This is a genomic window from Pseudarthrobacter sp. L19 (genome assembly GCF_050859435.1).
Lineage (GTDB): Bacteria > Actinomycetota > Actinomycetes > Actinomycetales > Micrococcaceae > Arthrobacter.
The window spans coordinates 3,382,449-3,396,847 of sequence record NZ_CP193935.1; the positions used below are offsets into that span (position 1 = coordinate 3,382,449).

The following is a 14,399-nucleotide window of genomic DNA, read 5'->3' on the forward strand; positions in this document are numbered from 1 at the left end:
CGGTTTAGGACTCTATCCGCTGGTCGTCGAGAACGGTGAATCCCCGGGCTGTCAAGGCAGTGCGCAGTTCCACGCGGTCATCGAGGGCCAGGTTGACGCCCTTGACCTCCTGCCAGACCTCATGGCCGCGGCCGGCGACCAGGATCGTGTCGCCGGGGCCGGCGAGTTCCACCGCTTTGCGGATGGCTTCGTCCCGCGGGAAAACTTCCAGGACGGTACAGTCCGGGCTGGAGGTCTGCTGGGCTTCGAGCGCGCCGGCCAGGACGTCCGCGCGGATCGCGGCGGCGTCTTCATCGTGCGGGTCGTCGTCGCTGACGATCACGATGTCCGCCAGGCGGGCGGCAATCGCCCCCATGGCGGGCCGCTTGCCCTGGTCGCGTTGGCCGGTGGCGCCGAAGACAACGATCACCTTGGACCCGGGGTCCGGAGACCGGACCGCCTCCAGCGCGCGGGCGAGGGCGTCGGGATTGTGGGCGAAGTCGACGACGGCGGCAGGCTCGGTGGCGACCAGCTGCATGCGGCCGGGCACGGCGACGGTGAACGGGTCGGCGGCGTCGAGGGCGGCCTGCACCGCCTCGACCGTGGCGCCGCCGGCCAGGACCATGACGGTGGCGAGGGCCGCGTTGGCGACGTTGAAGCCGCCCGGCAGGCCGGTGTGCACGGTGAGGATCGCGCCGTCCCGGTGCCGGAGCACGAAGTCGGTGCCGAGCCCGCGGGCGGTGGTCCCGGTGACGGTCCAGTCGGCGTCGGCCCCGGCGTCACTCCCGGCGGCGTCGGTTTCCGTGACGGCGGCGGCGAGCGTGGTGACCGGCAGGCCGGTGCCGGCGGCGAGGCCGGCGAGCCTGCGGCCCCACTCGTCGTCGACCGTGACCACGGCGGCGCGGGCCAGTTCGGGCGTGAAGAGGCGGGCCTTGGTCTGGAAGTACTCCTCCATGGTCCCGTGCAGGTCCAGGTGGTCCTGGGTCAGGTTGGTGAAGCCGGCGACGTCGAAGTCCACCCCGTCGACGCGGTGGAAGGCGATGGCGTGCGAGGAGACCTCCATGGAGGCCGCGTCGAGTCCGCGTTCGCGCATGAGCGCCAGCAGGGCGTGCACGTCGGTTGATTCCGGGGTGGTCAGCAGGCTGGGGATCGGCTCGCCGCCGGCCAGGATCTCGATGGTGCCGATCAGCCCGGGGCGGCGCCCCAGGGCGCGCAGCAGGGCGTTGGTGAAGTACGTGGTGGTGGTCTTGCCGTTGGTGCCGGTCACGCCGTACAGCGCCGGCACCGGGTTTGCAGCGCCGTCAGAGGTGCTGTCAGTGCCATGGCTGTCGGTGCCCTGCCCGATGCCGCGCTCGGGGCGGCTGCGGTAGATCAGCGCGGAGAGCCGGCCCACCAGGGTCCGTGGCTCGGAGGTGACCAGCACAGGGACGGCGATGTCATTCGAGAGCGCCAGCAGCCGCGCCCCGGCGTCGTCGGTCAGCACGGCCACGGCACCGGCCTCCACGGCCTGGGCGACGAAGTCGGCCCCGTGCCGGGAGGCTCCGGGCAGTGCGACGTAGAGATCCCCCGGCAGCACGGTACGGGAGTTCAGCGAGATGCCGGTGACGTCGACGGCGGCCGAGGCACCCGGAACCACGACGCCGATCCAGCCGCCAAGGGTCTCCAGGGGCACGGGGGCCACGGCGGCCGGGCGGAACGCCGCGGCGGCGTCCCGGCCCTCGTTCTCGGCGGCCGGATCCTGGGCGGTGGGTTCTGACAAGGGGTTCTCCGTCGGTGGTGCGGGCAGCGCGCGCTGCGCGCGGAGGATTGCCCCGCACCCAGGCCCGGCTGCGTGAATAACGTGCTGCTGGCTGGTGGTCTCGTGTGCTACTTGGCGTACTGCGGCAGCCTGACCGGTGCGCCGGTGGAGGGCTGGACGTTGTAGGTCCGCAGCGTCTGGCCCATCACCGAACGGAAAACGGGCCCGTTGGTGATGCCGTAGATGCTGCCCTTGGGCCGCTGCAGGACCACTTCAACAATAAACCGCGGATCGTCCATCGGCGCCATCCCCACCATGGAGGCGGTGTAGCCGCAGAAGCCGGGCTTGCCGTCGTCGCACGGGGACTCGGAGGTGCCGGTCTTGGCGCCCACCCGGTAGCCGTCGATCGCCGCGTCCTTGATCTCGCCCTCGGTCACGGCGCTCTCCAGGATGTCCCGGACCTGCTTGGCGGTGTCCTTGCTGACCACTTGCCGGCTGTCCTTGGCGGGGACCTTTTCCTCGTGGCCGTCCGGGTCAATGTAGCTGTCGATCAGGCGGGGCTGGAGCATGACGCCGTCGTTGGCGATGCTCTGGTAGGCCCGGACAGTCTGCAGGGTGGACTGCGCCACGCCCTGGCCGAAGAGGACGGTGTACTGCTGCCGGCCGTCCCACTGGTCCGCGGGTGTGAGGATGCCGGGCGTCTCGGCGGGCAGCCCGATGTCCGGGGCCTCGCCGATGCCGAACTTCTGCAGCCAGTCGTGCCGCTTTTCCTTGCTCAGCTTCTGGCCGACCATCACGGTGCCGGTGTTCATCGAGTAGCCCACGATCCCGGCGAGGGTCCGCTGCTCGGTGCCGTGCTCGAACGCGTCGGAGAAGGTCTGCCCGTCCACGGTGTAGGTCGGCGGGATGGTGTAGGTGTCCAGCGGGTGGGAGGTGCCCTCCTCGATGGCCGAGGCGGCGGTGATCATCTTCTCCACCGAGCCGGGTTCATAGGCGGCGGTGACGGCGCGGACGCCGCGGTCCTTGGCGTCGACCTTGCCCGGGTCGTTGGGGTCCGGGGCGTTGGTGTCCGCCATCGCGATGATGTTGCCGTTCTTCACGTCGGAGATGACGATGATCCCCCACTCGGCGCTGAGCTTGTCCTTCTGGCTCTGAATTGCCTGCTGGGCGAAGTACTGCAGGTCTGAATTCAGGGTGAGCTTGACGTCCTTGCCGTTGACGGCGGGCGTCAACTGGTCCACGCCCACCGGGATGCGCAGGCCGTCGGCGCCGATCTCGAAGACGCGCTTGCCCGGGGTGCCCTTCAACACGTCGTCCTGGGTCTGTTCGAGGCCGGCCTGGCCGGTGGTGCCGTCCTTGAGGAAGCCGACGATGCCGCCGGCCACCGAGCCGTTGGGGTAGACGCGCTTGCTGGTGCCTTCCGAGGCCAGGCCCGGAATCTGCAGCTTGGAGATCCGGTCCTCGACGTCGGGCCGGATGTCCTTGGCGACGATGTAGTAGCGCTGGGTGCCGGTCAGGGCGTTCTTGACGTCGTCCTTTTTCATGCCGAGGACGTTGGCGAGTTCCTCAATACCCTGATCCCGCGGGATCTTGACGACCGTATCCTTGCCGTCCACCTTGTCGATCCGGGGGAAGGTGGCGGTGGCGGTGTTGACGGTCTGGTCCACCACCACGTTGTAGCGGATAACGCTGCTGGCCAGCACGTTGCCGGAAGCGTCGAGGATCTTGCCGCGCTCGGCCGGAAGCACCGTGGGCGTGAGCCGGTTCTTCAGGGCCGCCTCGGCCATCCCGCCCATGTCCAGGCCCTGGACCAGGAAGAGCTTGGCGCCCACCACCAGCAGCAGAGCGAGCATCAGGCAGAGCCCGATCCGCAGCCGCCGGGTGGCGCTTGAGGTCCGGGATGAGCGTGCCTTGCCGGTGTTCTGCGCCACGGTACTTCCTTGCTGGTCGGCGGTGCGGGGTGGTCCTGTCCGTTACCGGCCGGGGCTACTTGCCGGGTGTCTTCTGAGCCGGCGCCGGGATAGAGCCGCCGTGCAGTTCGACGGCGGGCACGGCCGCGGCGGCCTTGGCTGCGGCCTGTTCCGCCGCCTGCTTGGCTGCGTCGGCCGCGGTCTTCGCGGCGGCGTCGGTGGCGGAAGCCGCAGCGGCGGTGCTGTCGGCCGGCTTGCGGTTGGCGAGCGGATCCTGGGCGGTCGGTGCGGGAACGACGGCGACCTGGCCGGCGATGGCCGGGGCGGCGATCACGGCGGAGGGCGCGTCCGACTTCGCGGCGGGCTTGGCCTTGCCGGTGACCGAGAGCGTGGACAGGTCGATCTGGCCCTTGGCAGTGGAGGCCACCATGCCCAGCTCCGTGGCCTTGGCGGCCAGGTTCTGCGGGGCGTCGTAGTTCTGCACCTGCTGGGTGAGGTCCTGGTTCTGCTTGGTCAGCGTGTTCTGCTTCGCCCGCAGCTCCACCAGCTGGTACTGGGCAGAGGAAACGGAGATGTTCAGCACCAGCACGGCCATCAGGGCCAGGGCCAGCAGGCCGAAGCACATGACGACGAACGGGGCCCGGCGGCGGCGCGGGACGGACCGGACCACCGAGAGCGGGGTGCGGTTCTTCCGGGCCGGCTGCCCCGGCTGGAGCTCCGGCAGTGCACGCGCGGTCGCAGCGGTGGACACGGGGTACGTGGTGGCGGCGGCAGCGCTCATGCGTCTCTCCTGGCTTTGATGCGTTCCACGGCGCGGAGCCTGGCGGAGGCTGCGCGTGGGTTTTCGGCGATTTCGGCGGCGGTGGGCACCTCGGTGCCCTTCGTCAGGGTTTTCAGTTCCGGCTTGTGCTCCTCGAGCTCCACCGGGAAGCCCAGGGGCGCGGAGGATTTCGAGCCGGCCTGGAAGACGGCCTTGACGATCTTGTCTTCCAGCGAGTGGTAGGACATCACGACGACCCGGCCGCCGAGGGCGATCGAGGCCACGGCGGCGGGGATGGCGCGTTCCAGCACGTCGAGTTCCTCGTTGACCTCGATGCGCAGGGCCTGGAAGGTCCGCTTGGCCGGGTGTCCGCCGGACTTGGCGGCGCCGGCGGGGACGACCGCCCGGATGGTGTCGACCAGCTGGGCAGTGGTGGTGAAGGGACGCTCGGCGCGGGCGGCCACGATCCGGTTGGCGATCCGGCCGGCGAACTTTTCCTCGCCCCACTTCCGGATGATCCGGACCAGGTCCTCTTCGCTGTAAGTATTGACGACGTCGGCCGCGGTGATCCCGCGGCTGGTGTCCATCCGCATGTCCAGCGGGGCGTCGAAGGAGTAGGCGAAGCCCCGGTCCCGTTCGTCCAGCTGCAGGGAGGAGACGCCGAGGTCCATCAGGATGCCGTGCACTTCGCTGAAACCGAGGTCCTCGATCACCTCAGCGATCTCGTCGTAGACCGCGTGGACCAGGTCGGTGCGGTCGGCAAACGGGGCGAGCCGCTCACCCGCCAGGGCAAGGGCTTCCTCGTCGCGGTCGATGCCGATCAGGTGCAGGTCCGGGAACCGCTGCAGCATCGCCTCCGAGTGGCCGCCCATGCCGAGCGTCGCGTCAACGACGACGGGCGTCTCGCCGCGGAGCCGGGCCGCGTCGAATCCCGGGGCCAACAAATTGATGCACCGGTCCTTGAGGACCGGTACATGGCGTTCGGACGTAGGCTTCGCCTGGTGGGAGTCGTCACTCATGCCTGCGTCCTTTCCTGGGTTGGCGGTTCTGGAGGGGTGCTTCTTGGTCCAGATCCCCATCCGCGCCTATCCTGCGGTCCGCCTGGCTCCGGGGAAGTGAGCCAGGTGGGGTGCGGGATGGGCGGCTGGAGATCTCGATCAAGAAGCGGGTTGTGCGGCGGCGGCGCCGGGGGCTAGAGAATCCCCGGAATGGCGTCGTCGGTTTCCGAGAAGGCGGTTTCCTTCTCAGCCAGGTACTCGTTCCAGGCCTGGGCGTCCCAGATCTCCGCGCGGGTGCCGGCGCCAATGACGGCCAGCTCCCTGCCGAGTCCTGCGTACTCCCGGAGCGCCGGCGGAATCGTCACGCGCCCCTGCTTGTCAGGTACCTCGTCCGAGGCTCCAGAGAGGAAAACGCGGATGTAGTCACGGGCCTGCTTGGAGGAAATTGGAGCCTCCCGCATCTGCTCGTGAACCCGGCCGAATTCCGCCTCACTGAAGACGTAGATGCAACGCTCCTGGCCCCTCGTGAGAACCAGACCCCCGGCCAGTTCCTCGCGGAACTTCGCCGGCAGGATGATGCGGCCTTTCTCGTCCAGGCGTGGTGAATGAGTGCCGAGAAACACGGCCCACCACCCGTCTGTTCTAGGAAGTCCAACGTCCCCTGTGCTGCCACTACCCTCTTACGCGCTCCACATTACTCCACTTCGCTCCCCCGTCAACGACATTCCGGCCTTTTGGCCACAATTTCGACACATTTTTCCTGGCGGTGTCCCGCGCCAATAAAGGGAAGGAGCCAAAGTGGTGCGCGGTGGAGGGCAAAAGGGGCCTGGTGGGGGCCAAAAGGTGGGTTAGAGGCGAAAGGCCCGCCGAAGCGGGCCTTGGTCGCGGAAACCGGGTGCCGGTGGTGTGAAGTGGAGGCGGTGCCGGTGGAGCGGTGTGGAGCAGGGTCTGCGGTCAGGCGTCCCCGCCGCGGTGCCGTTCTTCCCAGCGTTCCTCGAGGTTGCTCATGAACGAGCTGCGCGGCTTGCCGGGCTTGCGGGGCGTTCCGCCGGCCTTGGCCTTGACGCCGCCGTTGCGCATGGTGGCGTAGTAAACGCCGGCTCCCATCACCACGAAGCCCAGGACCCCGACGATGATGTTCTGCAGCGAGACGCCCAGCAACAGCAGGAGAACGCCCGCGAGGGTGCCGAGGATTCCGATCACCAGGTGCCGGGTGGACCAGGAGCGGACCGGGTCCGATCCCATGGAACTGGCAAACTTGGGATCGTCCTCGTGCAGCTGCTTCTCAAGTTGCTCTAGCAACTTCTGTTCGTGCTCCGAGAGCGGCATCACGACCTCCTTTAATCGGCCAACGTCCGGATCTGACGCGGCCCTGTCCTACCTGCCCAACGTCCGGAACTCCCCGTCGGTTCCCGTCGTCCACCATCGGACGACTGGCACCTTCGAGGCCGTTCACGGTCGCTTCCCCTGACACAGCCGGCAGTCCGAACGTTCCATCCAGTCGTTCGAAATCTACGTATAAATAAGGATAGTTTGTCGGGGCCCGTTCTGAAAGACGCCGAAAGTCCTCCGGCGGCGCCCCGCCGGGGTCTCCGCCGCATGGTCAGTCCGTACCAGGCGACGGGTCCAGCAGACGGGCCGGAAGGACCGAACTGGCGCCGAATTTCCGGGTCACTTTATCCAGGGCCTGCTCGGCGGCGCGCCAGTTGTCATCCCGCCGGTCAAGGCTCAACTGCAGCGGCGCCTGCGCGGCCTCCTCCAGCTGTTCGGCCCGGATGCCGATGAGGCGGACTGCCATGGGCCGGTCCCCGACCGAGTCGAGCAGCTGCACCGCCACTCCGTAGAGCAGCTGGGCGCTGTCCAGCGGGGTGCTGACGGTCCGGCTGCGGGTGATGGTGGAGAAATCGGCGTAGCGCAGCTTGAGCGCGACGGTCCGCGCGTGCATACCGGCGCTCCTAAGCCGTCCCGCAGTCCGGTGGGAGAGGCGCAGGAGCTCACGGTGCAGCAGGGCCGCGTCGGTGGTGTCCACGGCGAACGTCTCCTCGGCGCCGATGCTCTTCTCCAGCCGCACCGGGGTGACCGGCCGCGGGTCGATGCCCCAGGAGAGCCGGTGGACGTGTTCGCCGGTGGCCCCGAGGATCTTCCGCAGCGAGGGCAGCGGGGTGGCGGCCACATCCGCCACGGTGCGGATTCCCATCCGGGCCAGGACCTCGACCGTCTTGGCGCCCACGCCCCAGAGCGCGTTGACCGGCAGGGTGTGGAGATAAGGCACGGTCTCCTCCGGGGCAATCAGCAACAGCCCGTCCGGCTTGCAGCGGGTGGAGGCGATCTTCGCCACGAACTTGCTGGCGGCGATTCCCACCGAGGCGGTGATGCCGAGTTCGGCCGAGACCCGGCGTCGGATCAGGGCGCCGATCTCCCGCGGCGGGCCGAGCCTGCGGATGGCGCCGCCGACGTCGAGGAACGCCTCGTCGACACTGAGCGGTTCCACGAGGTCGGTGATCGAGCCGAAGATGGCCATGATTTGCCCGGAGACTTCGTAGTAGAGCTTGTGGCGGGGTTCGATGATGACCGCGGCCGGGCACATCCGTGCTGCGAGGGCCATCGGCATGGCCGACTTGACGCCGAACTTGCGTGCCTCGTAGGAGGCGGAGAGGACGACGGACCGTTCCCCGGGGTAGCCGACGATCACCGGCCTGCCCTTGAGTTCGGGCCGGGTCCGGAGCTCCACCGAGACGAAGAAGGCATCCATGTCCACGTGCAGGATGCTGCTGCCGCGCAGCTCACGCAGCGCATCGGCGCTCAACGCCGTTCCGCCGGATGATCCGCTGCCCGTTCCGGCACTGCTGCCGCTCTCCTGCCCCACCGGATCAATCCTAGCCGCAGGGCCTGACTAAACTGGAGGCTGGATCCGGCATCAACACCAGGAGGAATGTCTTCGTGAAGGTAATTGGAGAGCGTACACGGGCCGTGGCCGCAGTCGCCGCGGCAGGGGCCCTGCTGGCCCTGACGGCCTGCACCTCCGGGGCGGGAACGCCGGCCGCATCGTCGGCCGCCGCTCCGGCACCCACCGCTACGGCCTCCGTCACCGCCTCCCCCAGCCCGTCCGCCACGCCGGGCACCTCCGCGACCGTAGGTGCCCTGGTGGCCGGCTTCCCGCAGCAGCTCCTGCCGCTGATGCCGAACGCCAAGGTGGAATCCAGCAGCTTCGACAAGACCGGCTCCCCCGCCACCGTCGCCCTGGTGGGCAAGGTGTCCGCGCCTTCCTCCGACGTCGTGGCCTATTACACCCAGCAGCTGGAGGGCCAGGGGTTCAAGGCCGTTCCGGGCGAGAAGGTCGGCGCGGTGGCGTCCAAGGACTTCGTCCGGGGCGACAACGAGACCGTTAACCTCGCCGTCGTCGAAGCCGCCGGGGTGTCCACCTTCACCATCGGCGCCAACGTCGCCCCCGGGTCCGTCAAGTGAGCCTGGCCGAACAACTCCGGGACGAACAGGCCGCCTACGTCGCCGCAGTGGCCGGAAAGCTCACCGAGTTCCTGACCGGGCGCGCCGCGATCATGTCCACCATCTCGCCGGACATCGACCCGCTGATGGGGTCCATCTCCAACCTGGTCACCGGCGGCAAGCGGCTCCGCGCACTGATGTGCTACTGGGGCTGGCGGGGTGCCGGCGGGGACGCCGCGGCCCCCGAGGTGATCACCGCAGGCTCGGCGCTCGAGCTGTTCCAGGCGGCCGCGCTGATCCACGACGACATCATCGACCGCTCCGATACCCGGCGCGGCGGCCCCAGCGTGCACCGCCGCTTCAGCGAGCTGCACGGCGAGCAGGGCTGGGCCCTGGATCCCGAACGCTTCGGCCACGCCGCGGCCATCCTCACCGGCGACCTGTGCCTGTCCTTCAGCGAGGAATCCTTCACCGAGATCGGCAACCGCGCCGCCGCCGGCAGCCGGGCCCGGCTCATCTTCAACCTGATGCGCGCCGAAGTCATGGCGGGCCAGTACCTGGACATCCTCGAGGAGGTCGCCGGGCCGCGCCGCGACCGGGCCGGTGCCGTGAGCCGGGCGCAGTCCATCATCCGGTTCAAGTCCGCCAAATACTCCACCGAGCATCCGCTGGCCCTGGGCGGTGCGCTGGCCGGCGCCACCGACGCCCTGCTGCGCGGATACTCCGCCTTCGCCCTCCCGCTCGGCGAGGCCTTCCAGCTGCGCGACGACGTTCTGGGCGTATTCGGCGACCCGGTGACCACCGGCAAGCCCGCGGGCGACGACCTCCGCGAGGGCAAGCGCACCGTCCTGGTGGCCTTCGCCCTGGAGATGGCAACCCCGGAGGAGTCCGGGTTCATCGACGCCCGGCTGGGCAGTCCCGGCCTCGGGGACGACGACGTCGAGGAGATCCGCCGGATCATCGTCGAGTGCGGGGCCCTGCAGGCCACCGAGACGCTGATCGAGGAATTCGGCCAGGCAGCCTTCGACGCGCTGGAGTCGCTCGAACTGGACGAGCTGCCAAAGACGGCCCTGCGACGGCTCGCCGAGGCCGCCGTCAGCCGCGCGGCCTGACGCGCGTTAGCGGCAACAGCGACGACAGCACCGACGACAACAGCTCAGACAACAAAAAGCGAAGGCCGTGCCCCGGGCAGAGTGACTGCCCCGGGCACGGCCTTCGCCGTTGACGCTGAAAGTTGATCCAGGAAACCGCCTCTGCGGTGCGCTACCAGGCCATCGTCTGGGCGCGGCGGCGGATCTCGGTCTTGCGGCCCTCCCGGAGGGCGTCAATCGGACGGCCGCGCAGGGATTCGTCAGCGGTGAACAGCCAGGTAATCAATTCCTCATCCGAATAACCGGCGTCGGAGAGCACCACAATCGTGCCCTTCAGGCTTTCCACCGCGTGGCCGTCCTGAATAAACGCCGCGGGCACCGAGCGGATGCGGCGGTCTCCAACCCGGATCGCCGCCAGCGCACGCTCGTCCAGCAGCGCGTGAACCTTGGTGATGGAGACATTCAGCAGCTCGGCAACATCGGGCAGGGGCAGCCATTCGCCTACAAGGCTTTCTACATTACTCACGCGTCAAGAGTGCCATGTCGGGACGTATTGCGCCTAGTTAGCCGCGTCCCGGACGGTAATTCACCCCGCTCCGTTGCACCCGTCCACGACACACCCACTAAACGGGTTTACGGAATGTCAAACAGTTCTTGTGCTATTTCCCAATTCATGAGAGATTCACATAGATCACATTTGTAACTGGGGTATCTAGAGTCACACTGGTAACACCAGTAACACCGGCCTGACCTGCAGCGTTCGCCGCTGAGAAGAGGATCTTTCCCATGACGACGTCCCGTGCGCCGAAGCCAACCCCTAGGCCCGGCCTCCCGCTGATCGCAGCCACGACGGCGGCCCTGCCCGCCGTCGTCCTGTCTTCGCTGGCGATCGCCCAGCCGGCCGCCGCGGAATCCCGGCCGCGCGCCATCCCGGCCACCCTGGCCGCCGCCATGAAGGCCCAGGCCGCCGGGCTCACCGCCCAAGCCCTGCCGTCCGCAGTCATCCCGGCCGCCGCCGTCTCCACCACCATCCCGGCAGCATTCCAGCCGGCCCAGGCGCCGGCCCCGGCCGAGTACACGATTGCCCGCGGCGACACCGTCAGCGCCATCGCCGGCAAGTTCGGCCTGGACACCTACCAGGTCCTGAAGCTGAACAACATGCAGCCGAACACGATCATCTACCCGGGCCAGAAGATCAAGCTCAGCGGCAACGCCGTGGCCTCCCCCAGGCCCCCGCCGCACCGGCGGCCCCGGCGCCCGCTCCCGCCGGCGGCCAGTCCTACACCGTGAAGTCCGGCGACACGCTCAGCGCGATCGCCGCCCGCAGCGGCGTCCAGCTCTCCGATGTCCTGAACTGGAACGGGCTGACCATGCGCTCGATCATCTACCCGGGCCAGCAGATCAAGGTGGGCGGCGGTTCCGCCCCGCCGCCCCGGCACCGGCGGCCCCCGCACCGGTGGCAGCCCCCGCGCCGTCCGCACCCGCGCCGGAACCGGCCCCTGCCTCCGGCTCCTACACCGTGAAGTCCGGCGACACCCTCTCCGGTATCGCGGCTAAGAACGGCGTGAAGCTCGCCGACATCCTCTCGGCGAACCGGCTGACCATGAGCAGCATCATCTACCCGGGCAACAAGCTGGTCATCCCGGGTGCGGGTTCCCCCACCACGGTCAACCCGAGCTCCAGCACGCCGCCGGCCACGGTCACGCCGCTGGTCCCGAGCACCTTCCTCGGCTTCAGCTACCCGGAAGCCGTGGTCAGCTCCGCCAATGCGAACAAAGCGATCCTGAACGCCTCGCCGGTGCCCAGCACCGCGCAGATGAAGCAGATCGTCGCGGACACCGCGCGCCGGATGGGCGTCGACCCGTCCCTGGCCATGGCCTTCGCCTTCCAGGAGTCCAGCTTCAACCAGCGCTCGGTCTCCCCGCCAACGCCATCGGCACCATGCAGGTCATCCCGTCCTCCGGACAGTGGGCCTCGGACCTGGTGGGCCGCAAGTTGAACCTGCTGGACCCGTACGACAACGCCACGGCCGGCGTCGCCATCATCCGCCAGCTGGTCCGCACCAGCAAGGACCTGGACACCGCGATCGCCGGTTACTACCAGGGTCAGTACTCGGTGAGCAAGAACGGCATGTACGACGACACCAAGGCGTACGTCGCGTCCATCAAGCGGCTGCAGCAGCAGTTCAGCTGACCCCGGCTTCGCGCGGGGCTGAGCCCTCCGTCGCGTAACGATACGGGCCCGGATTGCATGTCAATCCGGGCCCGTTTCTGTGCAGAACGTAGGATCGAATGGTGCAGGACTACACTTCGGATGCTCTCGTCGGGACCCTCGTGGACAACCGGTACCTGGTTCGTTCCAAGCTGGCCAGGGGCGGCATGTCCACCGTTTACCTCGCCACGGACCGCCGCCTGGAGCGGGACGTGGCGCTCAAAGTCCTGCACCCGCACATGGCCGGCGACCCGCAGTTCCTGGACCGCCTGGGCCGGGAGGCGAAGGCGGCGGCCCGGCTCTCCCACCCCCACGTGGTGGGCATGCTGGACCAGGGCGAGGACGGCCCGCTGGCCTACCTGGTCATGGAGTACATCAAGGGCCACACCCTCCGGGACATGCTCAAGGAACGCGGCGCCCTCACGCCGCGGCTGGCCCTGGCCTACATCGACCCCGTGGTTGAGGGCCTCGCCGCCGCGCACGCCGCCGGGCTGATCCACCGGGACGTGAAGCCGGAGAACGTCCTGATCGCCGACGACGGCCGGATCAAGATCGGCGACTTCGGCCTCGCCCGGGCCATCACGACGTCGACCAGCACCGGCGCGCTGATCGGCACGGTGGCGTACCTCTCCCCGAACTCGTGATGGGCCGGCAGGCCGATGCCCGCAGCGATATCTACTCCCTGGGCATCATGCTCTATGAGATGATCACCGGCCGCCAGCCGTTCGACGGCGAGGTGCCCATCCAGGTGGCGTACCAGCACGTGAACTCCAGCGTGGGCGCGCCCTCGCTTCTGGTGCCGGGACTGGCCGGGGAAATCGATGAGCTGGTGCAGTGGTGCACCGCCAACGACCCCGACAAGCGCCCGGTGGACGGGCAGGCCCTGCTCTCCGAGCTGCGCCACATCCGGACCAACCTCAGCGACGCCGAACTCGACCTGCAGCCGCCCGCCGCCCGTCCGCTCTCGCCCGCGGTGCCCGGCGCGGCGGCGGTGGCCGCCGGTGCCGCTGCGGGCGCCGCTGCCGGCGACGGCGGGGCGCACACCGAGTTCCTCGGCGCCCTCCCTCAGCCCACCGAGGTGATCGGCCGTGGCGGCAGCAACCCCACCACGGTGATCCCGGGGACGTCCCGTCTGCCGGCCCGGGAAGCCACCGCAGGCGGCTTCGGCCCGCTGACCGCACCCGGCGACTCCGATGACGGCGGCTCACACTTCGGCGACTCCGGTTTCGGGGCGGAGGCCTGGGCCGGGGACGCCGCCGCGCCGCCGGCCAGCAAACGCGCCCAGCGCAAGCTCGACCGGGACGAGGAGAAGGCCCGGCAGCGCGCCGCCGCTACGCCCAGCCGCGCCCTGCGGCCCGGCAACCCCGCCGCCGCGGCCTGGTCTGGATCGTGGTGCTGGTGCTGGTGGCGGTCCTCGCCGCCGGGGCCGGGTGGTTCTTCGGGATGGGTCCCGGCTCGCCCGGCACCGTGCCGCAGGTGGGTAACAAGACCGTCGCCGAGGCCCAGGCCCTGCTGCGGACGGCGGGCTTCAACTCCACCACCAGGGACGTCTTCGACGACAGCGTCTCCCCCGGCCTGGTGGTCGGCTCGGAGCCCCCGGCCGGCAAGGTCATCCGCAAGTTCGAACCCGTCTCCCTGGCCGTCTCCAAGGGCCCGGAGCTCTTCCCGCTGCCCGAACTGACCGGCAAGTCCCTGGACGAGGCCAAGACGGCTCTCAACGGCGCCGGAATGGCCCTCGGTCCGGTCACCCAGACCTTCGACGAGTCCGCCCCGGCCGGTGCAGTGCTGGCTCAGGACCCGGCCAAGGGCACGCCCGCCAAACACGGCACGCCGGTGGGGCTGACGGTCTCCAAGGGCCCGCAGCCCATCCCGGTTCCGGATGTGCGCGGCAAGGACCAGGACGCCGCCGCCAAGGCCCTGCAGGCCGCCGGACTGCAACCCGTCGTCGCCCCCGAACCCGTGTTCGACCGCTCGGTGCCCAAGGGCGCCGTCGTCAGCCAGGATCCCGCCGGCGGCGCCACCCTCACCCGCGGCGGCTCGGTCACGCTGACCATCTCGAAGGGACCGCGGATGGTAGACGTGCCCAGCTTCGTGGGCAAGCAGGCCAAGGAGGCCCGCGACGCGCTGGAGAAACTCGGCTTCAAGGTGCAGGTGGAGAACATCCTTGGCGGGTTCTTCGGCACCGTCCGGGCCCAGGATCCGGTCAACCGGAGCGTCCCGGAGGGATCCACCATCACCCTGACGGTGGTCTAGCCGCCGGACCGGACC

General features: G+C 69.3%; 10 protein-coding genes and 2 pseudogenes. 4 read left to right on the forward strand and 8 right to left on the reverse strand.

Annotated elements, in window-relative coordinates:
* Nucleotides 1–4: 4 nt before the first annotated feature.
* The 7 genes from ACRQ5B_RS16165 to dinB form a co-directional block, all read right to left on the reverse strand.
* Nucleotides 5–1,738, reverse strand: a complete 1,734-nt coding sequence (locus ACRQ5B_RS16165; RefSeq protein ID WP_432395647.1) for a UDP-N-acetylmuramoyl-L-alanyl-D-glutamate--2,6-diaminopimelate ligase — start codon at nt 1,736–1,738, stop codon at nt 5–7.
* A 107-nt stretch (nt 1,739–1,845) separates the two neighbouring features.
* Nucleotides 1,846–3,648 carry a peptidoglycan D,D-transpeptidase FtsI family protein gene (locus ACRQ5B_RS16170; protein ID WP_432395649.1) on the reverse strand — a complete coding sequence of 601 codons (1,803 nt, stop codon included), beginning with the start codon at nt 3,646–3,648 and terminating at the stop codon, nt 1,846–1,848.
* A gap of 55 nt (nt 3,649–3,703) precedes the next feature.
* A complete protein-coding gene (locus ACRQ5B_RS16175; protein ID WP_432395652.1) occupies nt 3,704–4,408 on the reverse strand; it encodes a hypothetical protein in 705 nt (234 codons plus the stop codon).
* On the reverse strand, nt 4,405–5,406 hold the full coding sequence (rsmH, locus tag ACRQ5B_RS16180) for a 16S rRNA (cytosine(1402)-N(4))-methyltransferase RsmH (protein ID WP_432395655.1): 1,002 nt from the start codon (nt 5,404–5,406) through the stop codon (nt 4,405–4,407). The genes ACRQ5B_RS16175 and rsmH overlap by 4 nt, the downstream gene beginning before the upstream one ends.
* Nucleotides 5,407–5,579: 173 nt before the next feature.
* Nucleotides 5,580–6,008, reverse strand: a complete 429-nt coding sequence (gene mraZ / locus ACRQ5B_RS16185; RefSeq protein WP_160666519.1) for a division/cell wall cluster transcriptional repressor MraZ — start codon at nt 6,006–6,008, stop codon at nt 5,580–5,582.
* A gap of 331 nt (nt 6,009–6,339) precedes the next feature.
* Nucleotides 6,340–6,714 carry a DUF3040 domain-containing protein gene (locus ACRQ5B_RS16190; protein ID WP_412882686.1) on the reverse strand — a complete coding sequence of 125 codons (375 nt, stop codon included), beginning with the start codon at nt 6,712–6,714 and terminating at the stop codon, nt 6,340–6,342.
* 274 nt (nt 6,715–6,988) lie between these two features.
* On the reverse strand, nt 6,989–8,191 hold the full coding sequence (gene dinB, locus ACRQ5B_RS16195; RefSeq protein WP_412883252.1) for a DNA polymerase IV: 1,203 nt from the start codon (nt 8,189–8,191) through the stop codon (nt 6,989–6,991).
* 134 nt (nt 8,192–8,325) lie between these two features.
* Between dinB and ACRQ5B_RS16200 the strand changes: the two genes are divergently transcribed.
* Together ACRQ5B_RS16200 and ACRQ5B_RS16205 are read left to right on the forward strand one after the other, a co-directional pair.
* Nucleotides 8,326–8,850, forward strand: coding sequence for a hypothetical protein (locus ACRQ5B_RS16200; RefSeq protein WP_412882685.1), 525 nt, complete (start codon nt 8,326–8,328; stop codon nt 8,848–8,850).
* Nucleotides 8,847–9,941 (forward strand): polyprenyl synthetase family protein, encoded by a 1,095-nt coding sequence (locus ACRQ5B_RS16205; protein ID WP_432395659.1) that lies wholly within the window; start codon nt 8,847–8,849, stop codon nt 9,939–9,941. Before ACRQ5B_RS16200 ends, ACRQ5B_RS16205 begins: the two co-directional genes overlap by 4 nt.
* A gap of 151 nt (nt 9,942–10,092) precedes the next feature.
* On the opposite strand, the gene ACRQ5B_RS16210 is transcribed toward ACRQ5B_RS16205, so the two are convergent.
* Nucleotides 10,093–10,446: an Rv2175c family DNA-binding protein gene (locus tag ACRQ5B_RS16210; RefSeq protein WP_377973010.1), complete on the reverse strand. Its 354-nt coding sequence runs from the start codon at nt 10,444–10,446 to the stop codon at nt 10,093–10,095.
* Nucleotides 10,447–10,706: 260 nt separating this feature from the next.
* Here ACRQ5B_RS16210 and ACRQ5B_RS16215 point away from each other — a divergent pair.
* Nucleotides 10,707–12,113, forward strand: a pseudogene (locus ACRQ5B_RS16215) (LysM peptidoglycan-binding domain-containing protein).
* A 98-nt stretch (nt 12,114–12,211) separates the two neighbouring features.
* Nucleotides 12,212–14,384: pseudogene (locus ACRQ5B_RS16220) on the forward strand (protein kinase domain-containing protein).
* The last annotated feature ends 15 nt before the right edge of the window (nt 14,385–14,399 follow it).

Excerpts from the sequence above, each read along its gene's own strand:
- ACRQ5B_RS16175 (WP_432395652.1), bottom strand. The coding sequence starts at position 4,408 with ATGAGCGCTGCCGCCGCCACCACGTACCCCGTGTCCACCGCTGCGACC.
- rsmH (WP_432395655.1), bottom strand. The coding sequence starts at position 5,406 with ATGAGTGACGACTCCCACCAGGCGAAGCCTACGTCCGAACGCCATGTA.
- ACRQ5B_RS16190 (WP_412882686.1), bottom strand. The coding sequence starts at position 6,714 with ATGCCGCTCTCGGAGCACGAACAGAAGTTGCTAGAGCAACTTGAGAAG.